The sequence below is a fragment of the Alistipes sp. DJF_B185 genome (genome assembly GCF_964250025.1).
GTDB lineage: Bacteria > Bacteroidota > Bacteroidia > Bacteroidales > Rikenellaceae > Alistipes > Alistipes finegoldii.
Window position 1 is genome coordinate 425,771 of record NZ_CAXUDY010000001.1, and the last position, 26,412, is coordinate 452,182.

General features: G+C 57.6%; 10 protein-coding genes, 1 tRNA gene and 1 pseudogene. 10 read left to right on the forward strand and 2 right to left on the reverse strand.

Annotated elements, in window-relative coordinates:
• The first annotated feature begins 10 nt into the window (after positions 1 to 10).
• Both ACESTR_RS02065 and ACESTR_RS02070 read left to right on the forward strand, forming a co-directional pair.
• Positions 11 to 1,534: a S41 family peptidase gene (locus ACESTR_RS02065; protein WP_373178732.1), complete on the forward strand. Its 1,524-nt coding sequence runs from the start codon at positions 11 to 13 to the stop codon at positions 1,532 to 1,534.
• A gap of 209 nt (positions 1,535 to 1,743) precedes the next feature.
• Positions 1,744 to 1,827, forward strand: a tRNA-Leu gene (locus ACESTR_RS02070).
• Positions 1,828 to 1,943: 116 nt separating this feature from the next.
• Here ACESTR_RS02070 and ACESTR_RS02075 read toward each other — a convergent pair.
• Positions 1,944 to 4,283 (reverse strand): glycoside hydrolase family 3 N-terminal domain-containing protein, encoded by a 2,340-nt coding sequence (locus ACESTR_RS02075; RefSeq protein WP_288299418.1) that lies wholly within the window; start codon positions 4,281 to 4,283, stop codon positions 1,944 to 1,946.
• Between the two features lie 152 nt (positions 4,284 to 4,435).
• Positions 4,436 to 8,323, reverse strand: a complete 3,888-nt coding sequence (locus tag ACESTR_RS02080; RefSeq protein WP_373178735.1) for a two-component regulator propeller domain-containing protein — start codon at positions 8,321 to 8,323, stop codon at positions 4,436 to 4,438.
• 256 nt (positions 8,324 to 8,579) lie between these two features.
• Here ACESTR_RS02080 and ACESTR_RS02085 point away from each other — a divergent pair.
• From ACESTR_RS02085 to ACESTR_RS02120, 8 genes and pseudogenes are all read left to right on the forward strand, one after another.
• Positions 8,580 to 11,785 (forward strand): annotated as a pseudogene (locus tag ACESTR_RS02085) (SusC/RagA family TonB-linked outer membrane protein).
• A 5-nt stretch (positions 11,786 to 11,790) separates the two neighbouring features.
• The gene (locus ACESTR_RS02090; protein WP_302267170.1) at positions 11,791 to 13,536 is read left to right on the forward strand and encodes a SusD/RagB family nutrient-binding outer membrane lipoprotein; all 1,746 of its coding nucleotides are present in this window, start codon (positions 11,791 to 11,793) and stop codon (positions 13,534 to 13,536) included.
• Positions 13,537 to 14,463: 927 nt separating this feature from the next.
• Positions 14,464 to 17,415 carry a SusC/RagA family TonB-linked outer membrane protein gene (locus ACESTR_RS02095; RefSeq protein ID WP_373178737.1) on the forward strand — a complete coding sequence of 984 codons (2,952 nt, stop codon included), beginning with the start codon at positions 14,464 to 14,466 and terminating at the stop codon, positions 17,413 to 17,415.
• Positions 17,416 to 17,424: 9 nt separating this feature from the next.
• Entirely contained in the window at positions 17,425 to 18,975 is a 1,551-nt protein-coding gene (locus ACESTR_RS02100; RefSeq protein ID WP_279065873.1) for a RagB/SusD family nutrient uptake outer membrane protein, read from the forward strand.
• A 23-nt stretch (positions 18,976 to 18,998) separates the two neighbouring features.
• Positions 18,999 to 19,943: a DUF4984 domain-containing protein gene (locus ACESTR_RS02105; protein ID WP_014775416.1), complete on the forward strand. Its 945-nt coding sequence runs from the start codon at positions 18,999 to 19,001 to the stop codon at positions 19,941 to 19,943.
• A gap of 29 nt (positions 19,944 to 19,972) precedes the next feature.
• On the forward strand, positions 19,973 to 22,006 hold the full coding sequence (locus ACESTR_RS02110) for a hypothetical protein (protein ID WP_278433977.1): 2,034 nt from the start codon (positions 19,973 to 19,975) through the stop codon (positions 22,004 to 22,006).
• A gap of 94 nt (positions 22,007 to 22,100) precedes the next feature.
• Complete coding sequence (locus ACESTR_RS02115) at positions 22,101 to 24,749, forward strand: DUF4458 domain-containing protein (protein WP_315976098.1); 2,649 nt, start codon at positions 22,101 to 22,103, stop codon at positions 24,747 to 24,749.
• Between the two features lie 19 nt (positions 24,750 to 24,768).
• Positions 24,769 to 26,412 carry a BACON domain-containing protein gene (locus ACESTR_RS02120; RefSeq protein ID WP_288299382.1) on the forward strand — a complete coding sequence of 548 codons (1,644 nt, stop codon included), beginning with the start codon at positions 24,769 to 24,771 and terminating at the stop codon, positions 26,410 to 26,412.

The window sequence follows — 26,412 nt, forward strand, 5'->3', positions numbered from 1 at the left end:
AATTCGACAGATGAGAATAATTCACTGCGCATGGGCCGCAGCGCTTCTCTCGGCGCTGGCGGCGGGTTCCTGCGCCAAAGATACGGCCGGAAACGGCGGCACGGGAACCACGGAGTCGTACAACGACAAGATAGACAGCTATCTGGCTGAACGCTATCTATGGAACGGCGAGTATGGGCAGATGACCCGCGACCTGACGATCGAATACGCCGCCGACAAAGACAACTTCCTGACGAGGACCCTGCTGGGGATGACCTCCAACACCCTCGACAAAAAGAGGTATACGGACGGAGCGGGACAGAATTATTACAACCTCTACTCCTACATCACCCGCAAAGCCCGGAGCCGCGCGGCCACGGGGCTGAAAACGCGCGGCGTCAATCACGGCGTCCGCAAGGAGACGGAATACGGGTTCGGATTCGCCCGGCTGGGGGTGGTCCGGTTCTCCAACACGGGGAAGGCCGGGTTCTACGTGATGGCGGTATATCCCGGCTCCCCGGCAGACAAGGCGGGGTTCAGACGGGGCACGATCTTCTCGGAGATAGACGGCGCCGAGATCGCCGATTCGGAGAGCGAATACACCCCCGTATACAAGCGGCTGACAAGCCCTTCGGGAGCCGCGTCGGTCCTCTTCAAAGTCCGGGAGACGGGTGAAGAGACCACCCTCACGGCGGAACGGCTCTACCCGAATCCGGTGCTCCGCGCGGAGGTCATCGAGGAGGGTAAGCACAAGATCGGCTACATGGTCTACAACGGGTTCGACGCGGCATATGACGACGACCTGCTGGATTCCCTCCGGAAGTTCCGCGACGCGGGAATCACCGATCTGGTACTCGACCTGCGCTACAACGGCGGCGGACACGTGATTTCGGCAAAGATGCTGGCGACGTGCATCGCAGGCGAAAAATGCGACGGCAAGGTTTTCCAGTATTACCGCTACAACGACAGCCGCATGGCCGATCCGGCGAAAACCCAGAAGCAGACGGGCAATACGTACGATCGGGAGAAAGCGCTCTTTTACGAGAATTTCAGCTACGGCGACTACTACGGGGCGGACCTCAAGCAGTACGCCCTCGGCCTGCAGAACATCTATGTGCTGACGACAGGCAGCACGGCGTCGTCGAGCGAAGCGGTCATCAACGGGTTGAGGGGAATCGACATCGGCGTGACGCTGATCGGCGAGAAGACCAACGGCAAGAACGTGGGCATGGAGATCGACAAGTTCGACGACGGCGACTATTCGTACGAACTGGCCCCGATCACGTTCGAAGGCTACAACGCCAAAAAGGAGACGGTGAATCCGGCCGGACTCGCGGTCGATTATGCGGTCGCCGACTGGAACAACAGACTGGTGGATTTCGGACCTGAGGAGCCGATGCTCGCCAAGGCCCTGAGCCTGATTACGGGCCGCACCTACACGCCCGCTCCGTGCCGGAGCGCCGCAGGCATCGCGCCGATAGCGGGTGTCTCGCTGCCGGAAGACGCGCGAAGACCCGCAGGCATGCTCGTCCTCTCCCCGCAGCACGGGGAGTAGTTCCGGGGCGCCGCCGGAGGATTCGATGCACGTCGTACCGCAGGTCGGCCGGCCGGCCCGCCTTGCCGTCGCAGGGCGGAGAAACGGCCCCGTTTCCGAATAAGAGAACCGAAGAAGCACAAAAATTGCCATTAACCGTCCTGAAAATTTGGCGGATTAAAATTTATACCCTATATTTGCACACCCGAAATCCGAAATTCGGAGGTAAGGCCCAGGTGGTGAAATTGGTAGACACGCTACTTTGAGGGGGTAGTGAACATTAGTTCGTGCAAGTTCGAGTCTTGTCCTGGGCACTGAAAACCGCGTTAGAATCGTTTCTAACGCGGTTTTGCTTTTCAGGAAGAAAGTGCGGAGACGGGGCGGAACAATTCGGGCGCAGAGCCGTCCCCGAACGAACGGGAACGGAAAGTTACCAGTGCCAGTTGAATTTATAATCCAGTTCATGGTAGTGGTCGAAAGGCTGATCCGTTCCAAGGACTTTTGCCGAAGTCGTCCCCATATCCTTAATCGGCACATTGGGGGCGAGGACATCGTGCAGTTTCTCGACGACCAGCTCCTTTCCGAGCGAAAAGGAGGCTCGCTGACGGATGTCCTGCGACGAAGCGCCGATCTTCACCTCATAGCTTCCGGCCTCGGCCACCCAGCTGCTGATGCCGCTGCGGAAGGAGCAAAGCGAACGGGGATCGAGCGTAAAGGTAAGCACCTGACTCTCACCGGGCGCAAGAAGCCGGGTTTTGGCAAAACCTTTCAATTCCCGCTCCGGCTTGTCCTGCAAGACGGCCGGCGCCGTCAGATAAAGCTGAACGACCTCTTTTCCGGCGACTTTGCCCGTGTTGGAGATCTTTACCGAGACATCGATCCGTCCCGGAAACGAATCGCTGCTCAGCGTCAGGTCGGAGTATTCGAACCGAGTGTAAGAAAGCCCGTAACCGAACGGATAGGACACAGGGACATCATACGTCGTGTAATAGCGGTAGCCGACATACACACCCTCATTATAGTAGGAGTTGACCGGCAGGTCGGCGGGAATTCCCGGAAACGATTTCGACGACGGAACGTCGGCATATGAAACGGGATAGCTCACGGGCAGCTTTCCGGAAGGATTGACGGTTCCCCGAAGCAGCTCGGCAACGGCCGCGCCGCCCTGCTGACCCGTCTGCCACGAGAGCAGGATCGCGTCGGGCAGCTCTTTCCACGAAGCCGTTTCGATCACCCCTCCGATATTGAGTACGACAACCACTTTTTTTCCGAGTGCATGATAGGCCGAACACACGGCTCCGAGCAGTTCCTTTTCATTGTCGGTCAGGGTGAAATAACCCTCTTCCTTACGGTCCACGCCCTCTCCGGACAACCGGCCGAGAGTCACGACTCCCAAGTCCGTAACCTTCGCCTCCGCTTCGACGAGAGCCTTGTCGATCCGAGGTTCCTGAGAGCGGGTTACCGCATATTTCTTGTGCCCGCCGGCAGCAAACACCGAATCGACGAACCGGGTGTAGAAACGGTCCGCGGCGGACGAAATCCGGAACCCGACGTTCGACAGCCCCTCTTTGAGGGATACCGCATGACCGTAATGCACCTCGCCGCTGCCCGTGCCTCCGGCTATGAAATCATAGGACGTCTTGCCGAAAAGCGCAACCCGATTCGGTTTTCTGACCGGGAGCGTATTCCGGTCGTTTTTCAGCAGCACCATCGCCTCGTCCGCAGCACGCTGAGCGACCTGTGCATGCCGCGCAAGATCGGGCTTCAGGGAGCAGGCGTATTCCCTATAAGAGGGCGTTTTCTTGACGAAGCCGAGTATCCGGCGGATATTCCGGTCAAGAACCTCCTCATCGAGCGTCTTGTCGGAAAGCGCGCTGAGAATTTCGGGCTGATGGTATTTGTAATGACCGTGAGGGAAGCCGCCCATGATGATATCGTTGCCCGCCTTCATCTGAGCCACCCCGTCGTCGCCGGCGAACCAGTCGGTCATCACCATTCCGTCGAAGCCCCATTCGTCCCGCAGCACCGTGGTCAGCAGGTCGCGGTTCTGGGAGGCGTACACCCCGTTAAGCCGATTATAGGACGACATGACGGTCCACGGCGCAGCCTCCCTGATCGCGATCTCGAAGCCGCGCAGGTAAATCTCCCGAAGCGCCCGCTGACTGATCACGGCATTGACACCCTTGCGGTTGCTCTCCTGATTGTTCGCCGCGAAATGCTTGACCGAAGTCCCGACGCCCTGCGACTGAATCCCGCGCACCATCGCGGCGCCCATTTTCCCCGACAGAAGCGGATCTTCGGAATAGTACTCGAAATTCCGTCCGCACAGCGGATCGCGCTGAATATTCATCGCAGGGGCCAGAAGCACGTCGGCACCGTATTCAAGCGTTTCGTTACCCATCGCGTCACCGACCGTCTCCACCAATTCGGTATTCCACGTAGCGGCCAGCGCGGTGGCTGTGGGGAAAGCGGTGCTGTAATAGGCTTTGGTAGAGTCGCCGTCCCGGAAGGGTTTCATGCGCACTCCGGCAGGACCGTCGCACATGACGGTCGGCATCAGACCGAGCCTTGCGCAATACCAAGTGGAACCTTCGCCGATATACCTGCGCCGGTCGTTGTTTTTGTTGCCGATCACCATGAGCACCTTCTCCTCAGGCGTCATGGCGGCGATCACCTCGTCCACCGTATTGCGCCTGAGCGTAGGAGCCGGCTCTGCGGCAGAAAGAACAAGCGTCACAAACAAAAACGCCGCTAATGCAATTCTTTTCATAAATCTACAGATCATTTAGGTTAGTACACTCGCCATCATACAGACGGCCGTGCAAATATAACCGGCACGGCGATCCGCGCCTACCAATATCTGCGCCACATATACAACGTTATTGCACAATACAAAGAACGGCGGTCAAACTGCCCGCACAATCAGTCGAGCTGCGAACTGGGCAGCTTGTTGAACTGTTTATAAAAACACTTCGCAAAATACGACGGAGTGTTGAACCCGACCAGATAGCACACCTCGTTCACCTTGTAGCTCCCCGAAGAAAGCAGCTCCGCCGCCTTGTTCAACCGGATCAGCTTGATGTAGTCGTTGGGAGTCAGCCCCGTCAGCGCCTTGATCTTCTTATGCAGGCTGGACCGGCTCATGCAAAAAAGTTCAGCCAGCCCGTTTATCGAGAATTCGGTATTGGTCAGGTTGGAGAGAATCGTATCGTTCAGTTTGTTGAGGAACTGGATGTCGCAGCCGCCGTGGTTCTCCCGGAGGTATTGCAGCGGCGAACGGACAAAATTGTCCCTCAACCTCATCCGGTTCTCGATCGCACTGCCTATCTGAGCCTTGAGCTGGTCCATCGAGAACGGCTTCTCGATGTACACGTCGGCGCCCTGTTCGAACCCCTTGATCTTAACCGACTGGTCTACCTTTGCGGAGAGGAGAATGACCGGAATGTGCGAATAGGCCGGATCGTTCTTGATCCTTTTGCACAATTCCAATCCATCGATCCGGGGCATCATGACATCCGAGATAACGAGGTCCACCACCCCTTCGTTATCCAAAACCTTGAGCGCCTGCATTCCGTCAACGGCGCTGGCAATCGTATACTGATCGCTCAGGCTGCGGCATATGAATTCCCGCAGCTCATCGTTGTCCTCGACGACCAGAATCCGCTGGCGATTGTCCTCGGCGGCGCCTCCGAACGAATGAGTCGCATGCTTGGCCAAAGATTCGTCCGCAGCGGCTTCGGCCAGCGGAAGCGTCAGTACGAACACGGCGCCTTGACCGCAGCTGCGGTCAAGTTCGATTTCGCCCTTGTTTTTCCTTGCCAGCGCCTGCGCAAGCGCGAGTCCGATTCCGGAACCGGCACTCAGCGTATTGTTGCTGCCCTGCACGAAGGGATCGAATATCCTGCCGGCATCCCGGTCATCGAGTCCGGCCCCGTTGTCGCGCACCCGGACCACCGCCGTACCCTCGTCCCGGCACAACTCCAGCCAGATCGTGTCGCGGGTAAACTTCATGGCGTTCGACATCAGGTTGCTGATCACCTTGAAAATCGCCTCCGCATCGACAAGACACCCGACCTCCTCTCCGGGAAGCTCGATCCGCAGGTCTATGTTCTTGGCCCGCGCCTCGTACTCATACTGCGCGTACACCTTGCGGACAATACCGTTGATATCCGTCCTCTCCCGGTTGAGGATAAACATCTCCTCCTCGATCTTTCTAAAATCGAGCAGTTGATTGACAAGTTCGAGCAGGCGGTTGGAATTGCGTTCGATCACGTGCAGATTGTCTCTCGTCTGCACGGTGCCGTCACCGGATTTGATGATATTTTCGAGCGGCGCCGTAATCAGCGACAGCGGAGTGCGTATCTCATGGGCGATGTTGGTGAAGAAGTTGATCTTGTCTTCCAGAAACTTCTTCTCGCTCCGGGCCTTGACGCGGGACCTGAACCTTCGGACCCAGAACCAGATTCCGGCCAGCAGCAACGCCGTATAGAGCACGAGCATCGCCACGGAAGAAAAGAACGGACGTTTGACAACGATTTCTATTTCGTCGCTTCGGTCGTTCCATACCCCGTCGCTATTGGCGGCCCGGACCCGGAACCTGTATTTTCCCGAAGGGATATTCATGTAATGGGCGTGCGGATAACCCTGCACCGTAGTCCAGTCCCGGTCAAAGCCCTCCAGTTTATAGGCATAGAGATTATCCGGCGGCGAAACGTAGCTCAACAGCACGAAGTCGAACCGGAAGGTGGACTGATTGCGTTTGAGCACAAACCGTTTGTCCCCGCCCTCCGATACGGGAATATCCCGGTTCAGCACGCTCACCGCCGTGATCTTGACCGCCGGAGTAAAATCGTTGGGCGTGATTTCCCGCGGATCGAAACGGACGAAGCCGTTCACGCCGCCGAAATAGAGATAATTGTCCCGGTCCCGGAGCACGGCATTGTAATTATAGAGTACGTTCTGTATCCGCTGCGAAGAGTTGTAGGTCCTGACGGTCCAGTCCTCCTCGCTGATCGCCGCGAGTCCCTTGTTGGTGCTGACCCAGAGATGCCCGTTCAAATCGTCGACGATCGCGTAGACCACATTGTTGGGCAGCCCCCGGTTTTCGTCGATCGTCCGGAACGTCTTGTCCCGGTGATTCCACAGGCACACCCCGCCGCCGTCCGTACAGAACCAGAGCCGGTTCTTCCGGTCCTCGTAGATATAATTCACCGCATTATAACTCAACGAATTGGAGTCCGCGGGATTGTTGACGTAGCGGCACCATTGACCGCTCTTGGTCCGGCACCAGATTCCCTCGTTGTTGGTGGCGAACCAGAGATTGCCCAGATAATCCTCCAAAATGGATTTCACAAAGACATTGACCAGTTGCGGAATCCGCGTAAAATTATCCTCTGCGGCGTTATAGACGTTCACCCCGATCGGCGTGGCGAAGAGCAGCTCTCCCGTGGAGAGCCGTGTGATGGCGAATATGTTGCTGTCGTCGATGCCCGTGCTGTCTCCGGGACGGCTGACATAGTTTTTCACGCGGCCCGTTTTCAAGTCGATCCGGTTGATTCCCTTGTTGTAAAGGCCCACCCACAGGTAGTCGTCATTGCAAAGAATCGCCTGCACGTTGTGGTAGGTGACCTTTCCGCACAACGCACTCGGCTCGAATTGTCCGGTCTGCGGATCGAACAGGCTCAGTCCCTTGTCGTCGGTTCCTATCCAGATCTTCCCGTTCTTGTCCTGCCGGATCTGACTGACGATGTTCCCGTTGAAATTGCGATGCCCGTTACTGGAATAATAATGCTCGAAACGATTGATCAACGGGGAATAATAGTTCACGCCGCCGAAATAGGTGCCTATCCAAAGCGAATTCTCCCGGTCACGGATAATCGAGAAGATCGAATTGTCGGACAGATTGCTGTTGAGCGACTTGTTGGTCAGGCGATATTCGCCGGTGGAGGTGTCGAGCATGACCAGCCCGTTGTCCGACCCCATAACGATAACGTCATCGAGATACTGCGTAATCGACCGGATGTTCAGGATCGATTTGTCGAGGTAGTGCTGCACCCGCAGCGCACGGTTGTTGATACAATGCAGCCCCTCTTTCGACGTGCCGACCCAGACATTGTTGTTGTCGTCGCAATAAAGGCTCGAAATCACTTTGTCCCGGATTCCCTCCGAAACATATTCGGGCAGCGAATCGACCCGCGAAGTCACGGGATCGAGCATCACGATTCCCTTGCCGACGGTTCCCACCCAAATGCCGCCCATCTTGTCCTGAACGACGGACCCGATGAAATTGGACGGAATCTGCGGAGTCTGGAAATGGTGCGTACACGCCAGATTCCTGTCGATCCGGAACAGCCCCTGCCCGTGGGTCGCCAGCCATATGTCGCCAGCATCGTCCTCCATGATCGCACTGATCTGCGCGGTCAGGATATCCCGGCCCGAAACCTCGACGAGAAACTTGCGGAACGTCTCACGCTCCTTGTCGAACAGCCAGACGCCCCGGCCCGTTCCCACCCAGAACCGGCCGTGGGAATCCTCACGGAGCGAAAACACGAAATTATTGCCCAGCGAGGTCTCCACGCCGCTCTGACGGCGATAAACCTTGAACGAATAACCGTCGAAACAATTGAGTCCGTCCTTGGTACCGAACCACATGAATCCCTCCCGGTCCTGCAGGATGGAAAGCACGCTGTTTTGCGAAAGGCCGTTTTCGACCTGATAACTTTTAAACGTATATGCTCCGGCATTCGCCCTTGCGACCGCAAAGAACGCCGTCACGACACAAGCCATCCAAATATGAATCCGTCCGCCCATCTTTTCCACCGATAAAGTCGTCTCTCTATTTCTTTATTTTTAATATTTTAAAGATAAGCCGAATTTCGTCTCTCCATATGCCACATAATTATACAAACCTATAAATATCTTACAAAATTAAGTAAATCGCAATTTTGTTTCATACAAATACAATATTCAGTCACAATTTAAACCAAAAAAAGGCTTATTTAGCTAACGGCAAAAAAATCCGAGCGAAAAACCCATTTTATAAAAACCAACTTAAATTATTAACCCGATGAACAAAATTCGACTATTATTGATTTACACTGCGCTTCCGTTATTTTGCGCAATGATTTTCGGGAGTCCCGCCTATGGGCAGGGGGGGGGTAACACCCAAAAGAGAACTGTGTCCGGTATGGTTACCGACGAAAACGACAATCCGGTGAGCGGCGCCACCGTCATCGTTCAGGGAACGACAACCGGAACGACAACCACTGCGGGAAAATTCACGATTCAGGTAACCCCGGCATCGATCCTCGAAGTAAAGTTCCTCGGCTACAAAACAGCCGAGGTTAAGGAGGGAACCCAGACCAACCTCACCATCAAGCTCGAAACGACCAGCGAGACGATCCAAGACGTCGTGGTCACCGCGCTGGGCATGACCCGTGAACGCAAATCGCTGGGATACTCGGTAGGAGACATCAAAGGCGAAGCGTTCGAAAAGGTGCGGGAGCTGAACGTCATCAACTCGCTGGCGGGACGCGAACCGGGCCTGATCATCAGCCAGACCGCCGGAGGCCCCAGCGGCTCCTCCCATGTGGAGATCCGAGGCAGCTCGATGCTCACGGGAAACAACCAGCCGCTGTACGTAGTGGACGGAATGCCCATCGACAACACCAATTTCGGCAGTGCGAACAAGGACGGCGGATATGACTTGGGAGACGGCATTTCGAGCATCAACCCCGACGACATCGAGAACATCTCCGTACTGAAAGGCCCCGCCGCATCGGCCCTGTACGGCTCGCAGGCCGGCAACGGCGTCATCATGATCACCACGAAGAAGGCCTCGTCCCGCAAAGGACAGTCCCTCGGCGTGGAGATCAACTCCACCACGACCGTAGAGCAGCAGCTGACACGCTTCGACGACGTACAATATATATATGGACAGGGATCCAACGGCCGCATCTACGGAACGATCGACGACCGCTCGAACTCCTCGAAAAGCTGGGGCCCAAAAATCGACAAGAATCTGAAAATATGGTATTTCGACAACGTACTGCGTCCCTACACCATCTCCAACCACGGCATCGAGGATTTCTTCCGGCTCGGCGTCACGGCCAACAACAGCATCACGCTCAACAAGATTTACAAGGATGCCGGCATCAGACTCTCCTATTCCGATCTGCGTAACCGGGATATCGTGCCGAACTCAGGCATGAACCGCAGCACGTTCACGGTCCGCACCAACACCAAAATCGGGCGGAAGATCGACGTGGACGTAAAAGTAAACTACGTCTACGAGAAAGTGAACAACCGTCCCGCTCTGGCAGGGGACCGCAACAACGAGGGCAAGAACCTCTCCTCGCTGCCTTCGACTTACGACCTCTACCTGCTGCGGGACAACTATAAGGACGAGGAGGGAAAATACTACAACTGGAACGGCGACGTGAACCGGGTCAATCCCTACTGGATCATCAACGAGATGAGCAACACCTCCAAAAAGAACCGTCTGATCTCCTCGGCCAGCATCTCATACAAGATCACCGACAAGCTGAAATTCAAGCTCTCCGGAGGCGCCGACATCACCGAGTTCAGTTTCGAGGACTTCGCGCCGATCTCCACGCCGAGCCACGAATCGGGCTATCTGAAGACCCAGACCAACAGCAACCGCACGATCAACGCGGACGCGGTGCTCACCTACAGCACCAACTTGGGCAAAAACATGAGTCTGGTCGGAACGGCCGGATTGAACCTCTACCGTGTGGACAACTTCCAGACCACGATCACGGGCAAGGACATGGCCGAACCCGAAATCAAGAAAATCAACAGTTTCTCCGACAAGACGATCGTCGAATCGCCCTACCAGAGACAAATCAACTCGGCCTACGCCATGGTCAATCTGGGGTATAAGAATTTCGCCTATCTGGACGTCACCGTCAGGGCCGACAACACCTCCACGCTGATCAACACACGTACGTGTATCCGTCGGTATCGGGCAGCTTCATCTTCTCCGAACTGTTACCGTCGAGCGTATCCAAAATCCTGTCGTTCGGCAAGGTGCGCGCTTCGTGGGCCGAGGTCGGCAATGACACCAGCCCCTATCAGATGTCGCTCAACTACGCACTTTATCCGCATCCGGTCGGCGGCGTATCGTCGGGTCAGATCTCCAACTCGACCGTACCCAACCGCGATCTCAAACCGACCCGGACCCGTTCGTGGGAGGTCGGCACCGAGCTCTACTTCCTGAACAAGCGCATCGTGCTCGACTTTACATACTACAGCCAGACCAGCCGCGACCAGATCCGCCACGTCAACACCTCCATCAGCACCGGCTATTCGACCGCCCTGCTCAATTCGGGCGTGCTCACCAACAAAGGCATCGAGATCAAGCTCAACACCATTCCCGTAAAGACCAAGAACTGGCAGTGGGATCTGGGCTTCAACTTCGCGCGCAACTCCAACAAGGTGCACTCGCTGGGCGAATCGCAGATGTACGAGGTGGAGAACGCCGAATGGGTAGGCGCAGCGGGCGTCCGCGTCATGGCCGTGGTGGGCGAAGAGCTGGGCACGATCATGGGCAAGGATTACAAACGCAACGAAAACGGCGACATCATCGTCGATCCGACCACCGGCATCCCCTCGGTCAGCGACAACTACACCGCGCTGGGAAACGCCCACTGGAAATTCACCGGCGGCATGTACACCAACGTCCGGTTCAAGAACTGGAACCTCAGCGCCATCTTCGACATCAAAGTCGGCGCGGACCTCTACACCTCGACCATGCGGGGCACCTACAGCTCCGGACGCTCCAAAAAGACGCTCAAAGGACGGGACGGCTGGTATCAGTCCGAAGAAGGACGCCTTGCCGCCGGACTCGAAACGGCAGCATGGAATCCTACGGGAGGCTATTTGGTGGATGGCGTAGTTCAGGTCAAAAACGACGACGGCACGATCAGCTGGGCGCCCAATACCCGCTACTGCAACCCGGAAAGCTACTGGAACTTCATCTCCAACAACATTCCCCAGTTCTTCGTGCTGGACAACTCCTACGTCAAGATCCGCGAAATGACGCTCAGCTACAGCTTCCCGCGGAGGATGATCGGAAAGGCGCTGGACGGACTGACCCTGTCGTTCGTAGCCCGAAACCCGCTGATCATCTTCAAGAACGTTCCGAACATCGACCCCGACTCCAACTACAACAACGGCAACGGAAAAGGAATCGAGTACGGCTCGCTGCCCTCGCGCCGCAGTTTCGGATTCAACATTAACCTCAAATTCTAATCAACATGAAACCAATCAATATACTGCTCATCTTATCGCTCCTGCTACTGGGTTCGTGCGTGGACAAGGATCTGAACAACGATCCTACCAAATCCGCCAACCTGAATCCGAACTTCCAGCTCACCGGCATCGAACTCAGGCAATGGGGCAGTATGGACATCGGCTCGATTTGCAACCGATACATGAGCCCGCTGACGCAACAGATGCAGGGCAACTGGGACGCCACCAATTACGGCGGCCAATACCGCAACGACGACAATCAGATCAAGAGTCTGTGGAACTTCATGTACCAGAACCAGATCAAGAACATCGTCGATCTGGTGAGCCGGACGGACGGTGATGCCGGCTACGCCAACCTCAACGCCATCGCCCGTATCTTCAAGGTATACCTTTTCTCGATTCTCACCGACGTATACGGCGACATACCCTACTTCGCTGCCGGCACCGCCTATTTCAGCAAAGACTACTACCCGAAATACGACAAGCAGCAGGATATCTACAACGACTTCTTCAACGAACTCGACGAGGCCGTCAAAGCCCTCAGCGCCGACGGCGGCAGTGCGGACGGCGACCTGATCTTCAAGGGCGACTATCAGAAATGGCGCCGGTTCGGCAACTCCCTGCGACTCCGTTTGGCCTTGCGCTTGGTTCAGGCCGACGCCAATACGGCCCGCACGCAGGCGGAAGCGGCCATAAACAACGTCGGCGGCGTGATGACCAGCGGCGACATCGCCATGTTCAACTCTTTTTCGGACATTTACGACACCGGACACGGAGAGTACCGCCGCAACGCATTGGCCCAGATATGGCAGTCGGTAGACAACTCGCCCTCGCCGTTCCTGTGCGAGACCCTTTTCAACTACATGTGGTACGGCCGCGCCGAATCCAACGACAACATCAACTTCGAGGACGGCAAGAAACTCGGCAGCAACTGGAAGCCGGAATACGCCAAATCGAGCAAAAAGGACCCGCGCACCTTCGTAATCAGCCGGCTCTACTACCATGACGACCCCCACGCCCAGAAACAGCCGTTCAAACGCATCGACCTGACCGACGAATTGTACAACAAGCAGGTTTCGGGTTCGGGAACGACTCGCTACTTCGTACCCGTTCCCAAAGGGCGCGCATGGTACGACAGCTGGCCTTGGCTGATGGCGTCCAGCAGCACGATCAAGGAGGCCTACAATGAATCGGTAGCCGTGCAGGGAGGAAGCTGCCATCCCCAGCTCAACAACGCATTCCTGAAAACCAACACCCCCGGCATCGCCATGACCTACGCCGAGACCTGCTTCCTGCTGGCCGAAGCCAAGGTGCGCTGGAACATCGCCGCAATCGCCGAAACTCCGGAGGATCTTTACAATACAGGCGTAAACGAAGCCATCAGATTCCTGAAAATATACGACGAAAAGGCGCTGGCCATTCCCCAGTCGGAGATCGACAGCTATCTGGCCGCCAATCCGCTGACGGCCGGAACGGAAGTGGAGCAGATCAACATGCAGCTGTGGATCCTTCACCTGACCAATCCGTTCGAAGCTTTCGCCAACTGGCGACGCTCCGGATTCCCCAAACTCACCCCGCCGTCCAACGCCTACACCCGCGACGCGAAGGACGGGAAGATGCCGCGCCGGCTGAGTTATCCGATCTCCGAAAGCCTTTACAATGCGGTCAATTATCAGGAAGCCATCGAACGTCTCGGAGGCAGGGACGACTGGACCAAACCGGTATGGTGGGACAAAAACAGTACTTATTAAAATAGACTTGCAACAAAACTGAAACAACTGCAGCCGGCCTTCGATCTGTTGCTAATCGCCTGCGCCGAAGCGCCGCACCAACCTACAAATCACCGAATTGGGTGAAGTAAGCGAATGACGTTCGACAAACGTATGGCTGGACTCCTGAGTCTCCTCCCTACAGCATCGAAATCACGAACCTGCTGCAACCCGGCGCCCGCATATTAGAACTCCGCCGAAAGCATTACTCCGGGAATCATGTCCCGGAGTAATTTTTTGTCCCCCGATCCATCCGAATCGGGGCCGAAAGTTATGTATTAATATGAAATTCGACAATAATGCTTACAATCCGTAAGTTTAACACCGGCAAAAACGACTGCATCGGCACATAATTTCCCGTTTCAGCCTAATTAAACCTCCGAAAAGGCCTTTCAGACCGCTTTCAAGACGTCTCGTTCCCTGCAAAGCGGGATTAACAAAATTAAAGAAATTGTTATCTTTTCTCAATTTCGGGGGTGAAAAGCCCTCCTTCGGCAAATATTTCGACATTTTTTTACGGCTTCCTAAAACCGGACGACAAAAGGAGGCCATTTCTTAAAATATATCAAAAACAAACGCCCGTTTTCCGCTTCCGAAGCTTCCGGCCCGCTAAATCCCCGCCCCGAAATCCGACCGAGCACCGCTCATATAATGATAAAATTTCAAAATAAGCAAACCTATTTCTACATTTTTATGAAAATATTTTGAATATTATTCAACCCAATCGCAACAAATCAAATCAAAACCTTAAGTTATTAATTAAGAATCGAATAGAGCACTGAAACACACCGAACAGAGCACCGAAACAGCCCTTTTCAGGCACTCCGGCTTACATTTCATCCATTTTGAATATTTGGCAAATTCATTTTAATTATTTTTCTTTGCCGCGTAAGAAAGTATCATCCACTTATGCAAAAAACGAAACTTCTACTCAACATTCTTGCACTTTTCCTATGCATCCTGCCGGCCGTATCTATGGCTCAGGGGGGGGGAAACGTGACCGTCAGTGGCATCGTCACTTCGGCGGATGACAAGCAACCCCTGATCGGGGTCAACGTGATTTCCGGAGCCACGAGCGGAGTGAGCACACTCGCCGACGGCACCTACCGGATAACCGTTTCGGCGGGGACCACCCTCACCTTCCAGTACATCGGTTACAAACCGTTCGAGTTCACGGTTCCCGCAGGCCGAAGCTCCGTTACCTGCGACGTCGCGCTGCAAGGCGATTCGCAGACGCTCGACGACGTGGTGGTGATCGCCTACGGCGTCCGCAAAAAGGGCACCATCGCAGGCTCGGTATCGACCGTCAAGGCCGAGAAGATCGAGGACACCCCGGCGGCGGCCTTCGATCAGGCCCTTCAGGGTCAGGTTCCGGGCCTGACGGTACTTTCCGACTCCGGCGAACCGAGCGAGACCGCAGCCATGGCCATCCGAGGCACCAACTCGATCAACTCCGGCACCGCGCCGCTCTACATTCTGGACGGCGTCGCCATTTCGAGCAGGGACTTCAACACCATCAACCCCTCCGACATCGAGAGCCTTTCGGTCCTCAAAGACGCTTCGTCCACCTCCATATACGGTGCGCGCGCGGCCAACGGCGTGATCGTCATCACCACCAAGCGCGGCCGCATGGCCGACCGCGCGAAAATCAACTACCGCATGCAGCTCGGTTTTTCGCAGATCGCCTACGGCAACTGGGACCTGATGAACACTTCGGAGCGCATCCAGTATGAGAAGGAGCTGGGGCTGACCGACGGCAAGAACTACAACGTGCTGGCCAAGACCGACGTCAACTGGCTCGACGAGGTGTTCAGCAACGCCGCGCTGCTCCAGAACTACGAGCTTTCCGTCTCAGGAGCCAGCGAAAAGACCAACTACTACGTTTCGGGCGGCTACTACAGTCAGGACGGTACGGCCGTGGGTTCGTCGTTCGAGCGCTACTCGATCCGCGCCAACGTCGAGCAGCGGGCCGCCAAGTGGCTCAAACTCGGCACCAACACGATGATGAACTACCAGACCATCGAGAAGGCCGACGACGGGGAATACACCCTGACCACACCGATTTCGGCCGCACGCTTCATGCTTCCCTACTGGAACCCGCACCGCGCCGGCGGTTCGCTGGCGTCGGTGAACGACGGTTCGTGGAAGGGCGAGGGGCAGAACCCGCTCGAATGGCTCAAGAACAACCCCGTAGACTACAAGAAGTACAAGATCATATCCACGGTCTTCGCCGAGGCGACCCCGATCGAAGGGCTTACGCTCCGTTCGCAGTTCGGCGTCGATTATTCGCACTCGACGGGCCGCGGCATCTCCTATCCGAGCTACGCCCCCAACCTCGGTTCGGGTACCGTACAGCGCAACTCCTCCGACGGAATGAGCCTTTCGGTCACCAATACGATCACCTACCGGTTCGACATCGACAACAAGCACATGTTCACCTTCCTCGCGGGGCAGGAGGGACTCGACTACCGGTACGAGGCCTTCTCCTTGCAGACCAAGGACCAGAACAACGACAAACTGGTGAACATCTCGTCGAGTCCGCGCGCCACCCGCTGGAGCGACACCACCGACGACAACTACGCCTATCTGTCGTTCTTCGGACGCGCCGAGTACAGCTATTCGGACCGTTACTACGCCGACTTCTCGCTGCGTACCGACGGCTCCTCGCGCTTCGGCGCCTCGAACCGCTGGGCCGGCTTCTGGTCGGTGGGCTTCATGTGGAACCTGCGCAACGAGAAATTCATGGAGAACTCCCGCCGCTGGCTGACGCTGGCGCAGATCGCCGTCAGCACCGGTACGTCGGGCAACTCGGAGATTCCCAACTACGAACACCTCGCGCTGGTGACCGGCGGCCAGAACTATTTCGGCAACGCCGGCATCGCCCCCACCCAGCCGGGCAACGAGGAGCTGAGCTGGGAGAAGCTCTGGACGACCAACGTGGCCCTGCATTTGGGCTTCTGGAGCCGGCTCAATCTGGACGTCGAACTCTACAACAAGAAGACGACCGACATGCTGATGGAGGTTCCCGAATCCTATGCCGACAAAGGCTACGGCTACCACTGGAGCAACGTGGGCGGCATGGTCAACCGCGGCGTCGAGCTGAGCCTGTCGGGCGCCGTCGTCGCAAGCAAGGACTTCCTGTGGAGCGTGAACGCCAACGTGTCCTACAACAAGAACAAGATCACCGAACTCTATAACGGCGTCACGGAGTACGAAATGTCCAGCACCAACACCAAGCTGGTCGTGGGACACCCCGTGGGCGAATTCTACATCAACCGCTTCGCCGGCGTCAATCCCGCCAACGGCGACGCCCTGTGGTACACCAAGCAGGGCGAGCTGACCACCGAACTCCGCGACGAGGACAAGGTGCTGACCGGCAAGAGCTTCTTCGCCCCGTGGCAGGGCGGCTTCGGCACGACGCTGACATGGAAGGGGCTTTCGCTCTCGGCACAGTTCGCTTGGGTGGCCGACCGCTGGATGATCAACAACGACCGCTATTTCGACGAGTCGAACGGCCGCTTCGTCTCCTTCAACCAGTCGAAACGCCTGCTCGACCGCTGGAAGAAACCGGGCGACATCACCGACATTCCGCGCCACGGCGTCTACACCGAGTTCGACGACCGCCTGCTGGAGGACGCTTCGTTCCTGCGTCTGAAGAACCTCATGCTCAGCTACACCTTCCCGCAGGAGTGGCTGCGCAAGACCCGGTTCATCGGAGGCGCCCGGATTTACGCACAGGCCCAGAACCTGTTTACGTTCACCAAATTCACGGGACTCGACCCTGAGGGTAACTCCAACATGTACCAAGCGCAGTATCCTATGGCCCGGCAATTCACCTTCGGACTCGACTTAACATTCTAAAACGGGACTATGAACATGTTACGCAATATAAAATTCCGACTTTCCGCCCTTGCGGTGCTTCTCCTCGCCACTTCGTGTCTGGACAAATACCCCGAATCCGCCATCCCCGAAAAGGATGCCATGAAGACCTTCGCGGATGCCGAGCAGACCCTCACGGGCATCTACGCCACCTTCAAGAGCAGCTCGCTTTTCAGCGGACGGCTCACGCTGCTGCCCGACATTCAGGCCGACCTCGTCTATGCCGTCGAGGGCAACAGCAACCAGTTCGGCAACTTCTGGCGCTGGGACGTCCGCCCGACCGACCTCGACCTCGAAGGCGTTTACGCCAACCTCTACACCGTCATCAGCCGCTGCAACTTCTTCCTCGAACGCATCGACGAAGTGATGCGGAACGAAATCAGCGACGACAACCTCGAAGACCTCGAAGAATACACCGGCGAGGTCTACGCCATCCGCGCGCTCTGCTATTCGGAGCTGCTCAAGAATTACTGCAAGGCCTACGACCCCGCCACCGCGCAATCGGAGCTGGGCGTGGTCATCCGCACCAAATACTCCACGCCGGAACCGATCCGCCGCGCGTCGCTGTACGACTCCTATAAGTTCGTGCTCGACGATCTGGCGGAGGCCGAGAAGCGTCTCGACAAGGAGGAGGACGCCTACAGCAACGAGTACATCACCTCGGCGGCCGCTCAGGCGCTGCACGCCCGCGTGGCCCTCTACATGCAGGACTGGGATACCGCCATCGAATACGCGAGCATCCTGATCGACGACAAGAAGAACACCTTCAAGCTGGCCGACGCCAAAACCAAGTACAACGCCGACTACACCTTCTTCGACTACATGTGGGCCTACGACCTGAGCTACGAGATCATCTGGCGCATCGGCTTCACGGAAACCTCCTACGGCAGTCCCCTCGGAACGGTGTTCCTGAACTTCACCAAGGACCTCACCTACTACTATCCCGACTACGTGCCGGCCACCGCGGCGCTGAACCTGTACGACGCCGCCGACCTGCGTTATTCGGGTTACTTCGCCGGCAAGGAGCAGGGGCTGACGATCGGCTACACCAACGGACTGGACTGGCCGATGCTGGTGAAATACTACGGCAACCGCAACTTCACCAGCAAGCTGATCTTCCACGTTTCGATGCCCAAGCCGTTCCGGCTGGCCGAGCAGTACCTGATCCGCGCCGAAGCCTACTGCCGCAAGAACGACTTCACGAAGGCCGGCAACGACCTCACGGCGCTGCGCAAGATGCGCTACGCTTCGGGCGGCACGCTGAACGTCTCGAAAAACAACTGGCTGCAGACCATCTCCGACGAGCGCGTGCGCGAACTCTACATGGAGGGTTTCCGCCTGCACGACCTCAAGCGCTGGGGCAAGGAGTACGCCGACCTGAACGGCGGCTACAGCATCCGCCGCACGCCGCAGTCGTGCTCGCAGCCCGAAGGCAGCTCGCTCAAGATCACTCCGGACAATCCGCTCTTCGTATGGCCGATTCCCCAGCACGAACTGGAGTCTCCCGGCTCGGAGATTCTGCCCAACGAAAGCAACCGATAGCAACAACGAACAGACCATAAACAATGAAACAAATTATCACGGTTTTATTTGCAACGGGACTCCTCGCCGCCCTCTTCACCGGCTGCAAGGAGGAGTACAAGACCTATTCGGACCGGGAGTTCGTCATGTTCGCCGACACTGCGGCGACCTACATGGTGCTTCAGGACAAGGAATACTTCTCGGTTCCCGTCACTTCGACCGTCGCGTGCGATTACGACCGCACGTTCGGCGTGGAGATCATCGACAAGGGCAGCAACGCCATCGAAGGGCTGCACTACGCCCTGCGTTCGAACACCATCACCATAAAGGCCGGCCAGCGCGCCGCCAACGTAGAGGTGCGCGGCCTGTACGACAACATCGAGCCGACCGACTCGCTGGGCTTCATCCTCAAGCTGGTCATGCCCGAACAGGTCAACTGGAATCTGTACCACGACCAGACCAAGGTCGTGATGATGAAGAGCTGCCCCTACGACGTCAACGACTTCACGGGCTGGTGCGTCGTGACCTCGCTCTTCCTCAACCAGTATCCCGGCATCGAGAACACTTCGCTCCAGCGGCTTATCCGCACCGAGAAGCACCCCACCGAGGAGAACATGATCATCCTTCACGACTGGCTCTTTTCGAGCTACGACGTGACGATCCGCCTCGACCCGGCCGATCCGGCCGAACCGCTGGTGACCATGGACAAGAACCAGATACTCGCAGACGAAGGCTCGGTCTTCGGACAGATCCTCGGCGACAACAAGATTCTGGTCACCAACAGCCCGCTCTACGACTCCTACTTCAATTCGTGTCAGAAATACGTCACGCTCTGGATCAAGGTCCACGTCGAGAACATGGGCGAGAACGTCGGTCTGGTGGGCCACTTCTACAACATCATCGAGTGGGTCAGCGACGAAGAGGCCGACCGGCTCCAGCGTGAAGAGGGCATGAAGCCGGGCGGAGTCATCACGCCGCACGCGCGCTAAATCCATTAAAGCAGAAAAAGACAAGAGATATGAAAAGGCACTATTTACACTTGGTGATGTCACTGCTCGCGGGAGCATGTCTGGCGGCCGCTTCGTGTTCCGATTCGGACAAGGAGATCAAGGCTCCCAGCCCCAACTTCCCCGAAGCGGTCTCCCCGACCATCGGAGCCGGAGAGACCTTCACGATCGAAATCGACCCCAATCAGGATTGGGAGGCAAGCGTCCCGACCGCAACGGCCGCATGGTTCTGGATCGAGGACGGAACGCAGAAGGTCTGGACCCTGCGCGGCGGCGCGGGCCCGGCCCGGATCGTCATCGCCGCCGCCGAACTGGAAGAGTTCGACGACAACCGCGTCTGCGAGGTGACCCTGACCATGGGCGGCCAGAGCAAGGTCATCGCCACGATCACGCGCGGCACGCTCGACCGCGGCTTCACGCTCCGCACCTGTCAGCTGGACGACTACGGCGACTTCATCTACAACCCCAACAGCACCGAAACCGGGCTTACCTACCTCTACGGCACCGAACCGGCCGAAAACGTCGCCCTGACGTGGCCCGAAGGCCGCACCGGATTTTCGATGCCGGTACTCGTGGAGGCCAACTTCGAATGGGTGCTCGGCAAACTGCCGGAGTGGCTTGAGGTCCCGGCCAAGACCATCGGCGAACCGGGCGCGCAGCTCGAACTGCGCCTGCAAGGCGACGCTTCGCGCTACCCGCTCGACGGAGCCGAGGAGACGCTGGTATTCACCGACAAGAACAACTCCGGAGTGAGCTACGAGATTCCGATCTCGATTCCGGCCTGCCGCGACATCTTCTCCGTCAGCGGCATGAGCGCCGAGACCAAATTCAACACCAAGGCCGAATATTTCAACAGCATGAACGGCGACTGGGTTCCGGGCAGCGCGATGGGCAGCGTCCAGAGCATCGACGGCGCGAAGTTCTTCCTCTTCGCGGAGGTCACGCAGCAGTGGGGCGCCCCCTACCTGAGCGCCGAAGCCGAAGACCTCGCATGGATCCTGCTGACCGAGGAGCCGTGGGACAGCACGCCCGGCAGCGACGTCGTACAGTCGCGCCAGTTCACCGTGGGCGTGACCGAGAACGGCGGCAAAGCTCGCAAGGCATACCTGCTGGCGCTGCCCGCAGCGGTCGCCGAAACGATCTCCGACCCCTATCAGCTCATCGACGCGGAGATCCGCGACGAATACAAACAATATCTCGTCACCACCATCAATCAGGAGGCCAATCCCGGCTCCATCTCGGCGAACAACCCCGCAGGCATGACCGAAATCGGCGCCGCCTTCGAGAAGCTGCCGGCCGACGACTGGTACATCGGCGAATTCGGCGTCAGGGACGGCTACAAGCTCATCTATACGAAGGAGTGGTCGAACGATCCCGAATCGACGCTGACCGTGGACCGCGAATATACCGGCGTCGCCTTCTTCGACTACGACCTGCAGCCCATGAGCGGCGAGGAGAGCTGGCTCTCGGTACGCAAGACCGCGGAGGGCGTCATCGTAGACATGGACCCCGCCAAGGACAAGTGCGGCGGCAGCTCGATGGCGAACGAGGGTATCGCCCACATCGGATTCGCCGTCTTCACCGACGCCGACGGCCGGTTTGCGCTCATCCAGTGCATCTACGACGAGAATTATCCGATCGGCGGTGGCGGCGAGGGTTTCGAAGTGAAGTTCGCCATGCCCGATCTGGTGAGCGGCGCGACGCTGGTCGAGATCACGAAGGAGAACTACGAAACGGTCGCAGGCGGCAACACGGACCTGCTCGCCTCGTTCGCCGAGAACCTCGGCATGGGAGTTCCGCAGTACATGCTGACCTACACCTCGGCCGAACCTTCGAACGCCGTACTGGAAGTCTCGCCCTACCAGCAGATCATGCTCATGCCGATGTCGGGCGCCGAGTGGCTCGACTACGAACCCCTCTCCGACACGCAGATTCTGGTCTCCATGGCCAAACCCGAAGCGGAGCAGGCTTCCTACGGCATGCTGCAGTTCATGGACGGCAGCTGGAACATGAAATGCATCGTTTACTGTACGCCCGCGTTCTAAACACCACCCACACGACAGGTCCCCGTTCGAAGGGGCGGGGACCCGTTCTATACGACTACAATTTATGGAGAATATACAGAACAGGTTTTTAGATATGAAACTTTTAAAAATTTTCGTAGCGGCGATTCTCGCACTGGCAGCGGCCCTCACCGGCGGATGTTCCGACGACGACGGCATCGACAACCGCGATCTCGACTACGGATACGTCCAGTTCAAACTATACAAGCAGGCGTCCTACGACGCCGTCAGCCGGGCGCAGAAACCCCAGCTCGACTACCTTTACGAAGCCGCCAAGGTGCAGGTGTCGCTCGGCTGCAACGGCACGACCGTCACCCAGACGCTGACGCTCTCGGCCTCCGACAAGGAGAGCGCCGAGTTCGGCCTGCGCAGCGAGAAGCTCCGGCTGCTGACGGGACAGTACCAGATCATCACCTTCTCGCTCTACAACGCCAACGACGAGCTGATATACAACGGCATGCCCCTCGACGACCGGCTCGTCGTCGAAGCCGGCGGCCTGCAGGTCCACGACCTGACGGTCGATGTCGAACCGCGCGGAAAAGTGCGCTTCACCATCCGCAAGGACCTTTCGGACTTCACCGAGACGCCCGTCACCCGTGCGGCAAACAGACAGTATACGTTCGACGAGATCGCTTTCATCAGCCTCACCGTAAAACAGGGCGAGACCAACGAACAGACGACCTTCAAGATGCTGCCCACGAAGTTCTCGATCCATTTCGACGAGGACGACGACACGTTCGGCTACCAGACCTCGTCGCTCGAATGCGACACGCTGCTTTCGCTCAAGGCCGGCAGCTACAAAATGATGCGGTACGAGACCTACGACAAGAACAAGCTGCTGCTGGAGAACAACAAGCGGCCCAAGAACCTCGACTTCGTCATCGAGGACAACAAGACCACCGAAACGAAGGTCGGCGTCACGCTTTACGAGGCCGACGAGTATATCCGCGACTACTACGCGCTGTATGAAATCTGGAAGGCGCTCGACGGCCCCAACTGGTATTTCTCCGGCGAAAACTACCCCGAAGGCACCAACTGGGACTTCAACAAGGACCCCGACCTGTGGGGCATCCAGCCCGGCGTGGAGGTACACTCCAACGGCCGCGTGGCGAAGATCACGCTCAGCGACTTCGGATTCCGGGGCCACCTGCCCGCGGCCATCGGCCAGCTCACGCAGCTGATCGAGCTTTATCTGGGTTCGCACAACGACGCCAACCTGCTCGAATACGATCCCTCGATCGCGCCCGACAAGAGCCTGAGCGAGCGGAAGCGCACCCGCATGGAGCGCAACAAGGAGTTCCTCCGCCTGATCCACACGCCGACGCAGACCTCCGAGCCGATCGCCCGTGCGCTCAAGGAGCACAACCTGACCATTCCGGGCATCTCGCTCTACGAGGAGAACTATACCGAGGACGAGATCATCGACCGCAAAACCGGACTTCAGAAGCGTATCCGCCCCTATGACGTGGTGCACGGCAAGCTGACCAACGGCCTCAAATCGATCGACCCGGCCATCGGCAAGCTCGAAAACCTCGAATACCTGTTCGTCGCCAACGGCGAGCTGGAGACGCTGCCCGACGAGCTGGCAAACCTCAAGTCGCTGACCGACGTCGAGGTGTACAACTGCCCCAAGATGACGCAGTTCCCGATGGTGCTCGCCAAGCTCCCGGAGATGATCTCGCTCAACATTTCCAACAACTCGCAGTGGTCGGCCGAGGAGGTCTACAAGGGTCTGAACGCCATCGCCAACGGCCCTGCGAAGGAGAAGCTACAGATTCTCTACGTCCGCGACAACAATCTCCGGGAAGTGCCGGAATCGTTCCGGAACCTCAAGAAGATCGGCCTGCTGGACTTGGCCCAAAACCAGATCGGGACCATCCATCCGTTCGGAAAAGAAGTGGCTCCCGCGCAGCTCTACCTCGACAACAACAAACTCACGTCGCTGCCCGCCGACGGGAACGGCCTTTTCTGCACCATGGACGACGTCGAGACCTTCTCGGCGACCTACAACAAATTCACGAAGTTCCCCAACATCTTCTCGGCCAAGAGCAAGTTCACCATCAAATCGGTCGATTTCTCCTACAACGAGATCGACGGCTTCGAAGGCGAAGAGGACGGCACGTTCAAGGGCCTGAACATCGAACAGCTCTCGCTCGCGGCGAACAAGTTCACGAAGTTCCCCAAATGTCTCGGCACGACGGGATCGCTCGTCGCATACATCATCCTGCGCGGCAACATGATCGACGAAATCCCCGAAGGGTCGTTCTCCGGCAAATACTCGACTTCGATGACCTCGCTCGACCTGACCTACAACAAGCTCAGCAAGCTGCCGAAGGATTTCACGGCCGAGCAGCTGCCTTACCTCTACGGGCTGGACGTCTCGTACAACGCCTTCGACAAGTTCCCGTGGTCGCCGCTCAACTGCGCGGGCCTGACGGTCTACGCCATCCGCGGCCAGCGCGACGCTCAGGGCAACCGCTGCCTGCGCGAATGGCCCACGGGACTCTACCAGCACACCGGCCTGCGCGGATTCTACATCGGCTCGAACGACCTGCGCAAGATCGACGACACGATCTCCCACCTGATCTACCACCTCGACATCAGCGATAACCCCAACATCACGTTCGATGCCTCGGCGATCTGCTACTACTGGCAGCAGGGCGCCTACAACCTGATTTACGACAAGACCCAGAATATCCTGAACTGCGATAAAATGCTCGAATAACCACTAAGGAGAAATGACAATGAAAATAACGAATTACATACCGGTTATCCTCTGCTCGATCGCATTGTGCGGCTGCTCCGACGCCGCCAAGACCGTCGGATTCGGCACCGACAGCGACGCCATCGAAGCCCCCGCCACGGGAGGAACCCACACCGTCAGGGTGTCGGCGGAGAAAGAGTGGGTCGCCACCACCGACGAACCGTGGATCACCGTCTCGCCCGCCAACGGCCGCGGCACGACCGAATGCCGCGTACTCATCGACTCGGCCCTGACCGACCAGCCCCGCCGCGGCGTAATCCGCATCATGGAGCAGAACACTTGGGTCAAAAAGGAGATCGCCGTCTCGCAGAAAGGCTTCGACTACCTCATCGGCATCGACGACAAGGAGGTCACCGTCGCCAACTACGCGGCGTACGGCATGCGCCACTTCGACGTCAAGATAAAGACCAACGTGGATTTCTACGTCAAGGTTCCCGAATCGGCCGAAAACTGGCTCAAGTTCGAGAAGCCGGCGGTCGAATTCGACCGCGGCATCCGCCCGCGCGAAGTGACCGTGCGCTTCAACTGGAACATCAATTCGCAGCCCAACCCCCGCATCGCCGACGTCACCTTCACCTCCAAAAAGGAGGTCGAACTCGCACGGCACGACAACCTCGTGGTCACGCAACAGGCCGCCGAACCGATCGAGGAGAACACCCGCGGCGGCGACTCGATCGCCCTGCTGGCCATCGCCCGTACGCTCGAAACCATCGCAAGCTGGGAAAACGGCGAACGCATGGACAACTGGGACAACGTGATCCTCTGGGAAGAGGGCATGGAGGGGTACACGCCCGAAAAGAAGGGCCGCGTGAAATACGCCCGGTTCTTCATGTTCAACACCAAAGAGGAGCTGCCTTTCGAGGTGCAGTACCTGACGGCCGCCGACGAGCTGAGCTTCTACAGCAACGTCAACGCCTTCCTCAAGGACCTCACCACCGGCGAGTACATCACCAAGCTCACGCAGCTGCGCCGGCTCACCATCTCGGCCTACGGTCTGGTATCGCTGGACAAGAACTTCACGGCGCTCAAGAATCTCGAATACCTCGACCTGAGCAGCAACAACTTCCAGAAGGTTCCCGAAGAGATCAACCCGACGAACTTCCCGAAGCTCCGGACGCTGAACATGGGCGCCAACACGCGCAAGAACATCTATGACCTGAGCAACACCATCGAAACCAACTACGGCGGCCTTGTCGAAGAACAGGGATTCCCGCGCCGCCTGATCGAATGGGACCTCGACACGCTGGTGCTTTCGGTCAACTACCTGCAGGGACCGCTGCCCAAGATGGACGACTGGGAAAAATACACCGAACAGGACATCATTGACGCCGACACGCTGCCCCGCGCGCTGATCGGCACCCCGAAGGTGATGCCGCACACCAAGCGGTTCGCCATCAACCTCAACCGCCTGACCGGCGAACTGCCCGACTGGCTGCTCTACCACCCGGCGCTCGACTGGTGGGTGCCCAGCGTGCTGGTGTTCACGCAGGAGGGCAAGGATGCGACCGGCACGCTGGCAGGATTCACCAACGAACCCGCCAACATGAACTACTACTACGAATTCTACGAGGGATACAAGAAAGATCCCGGCACGGAAGAAGAAGAGGAGGAGACGACCAAATAA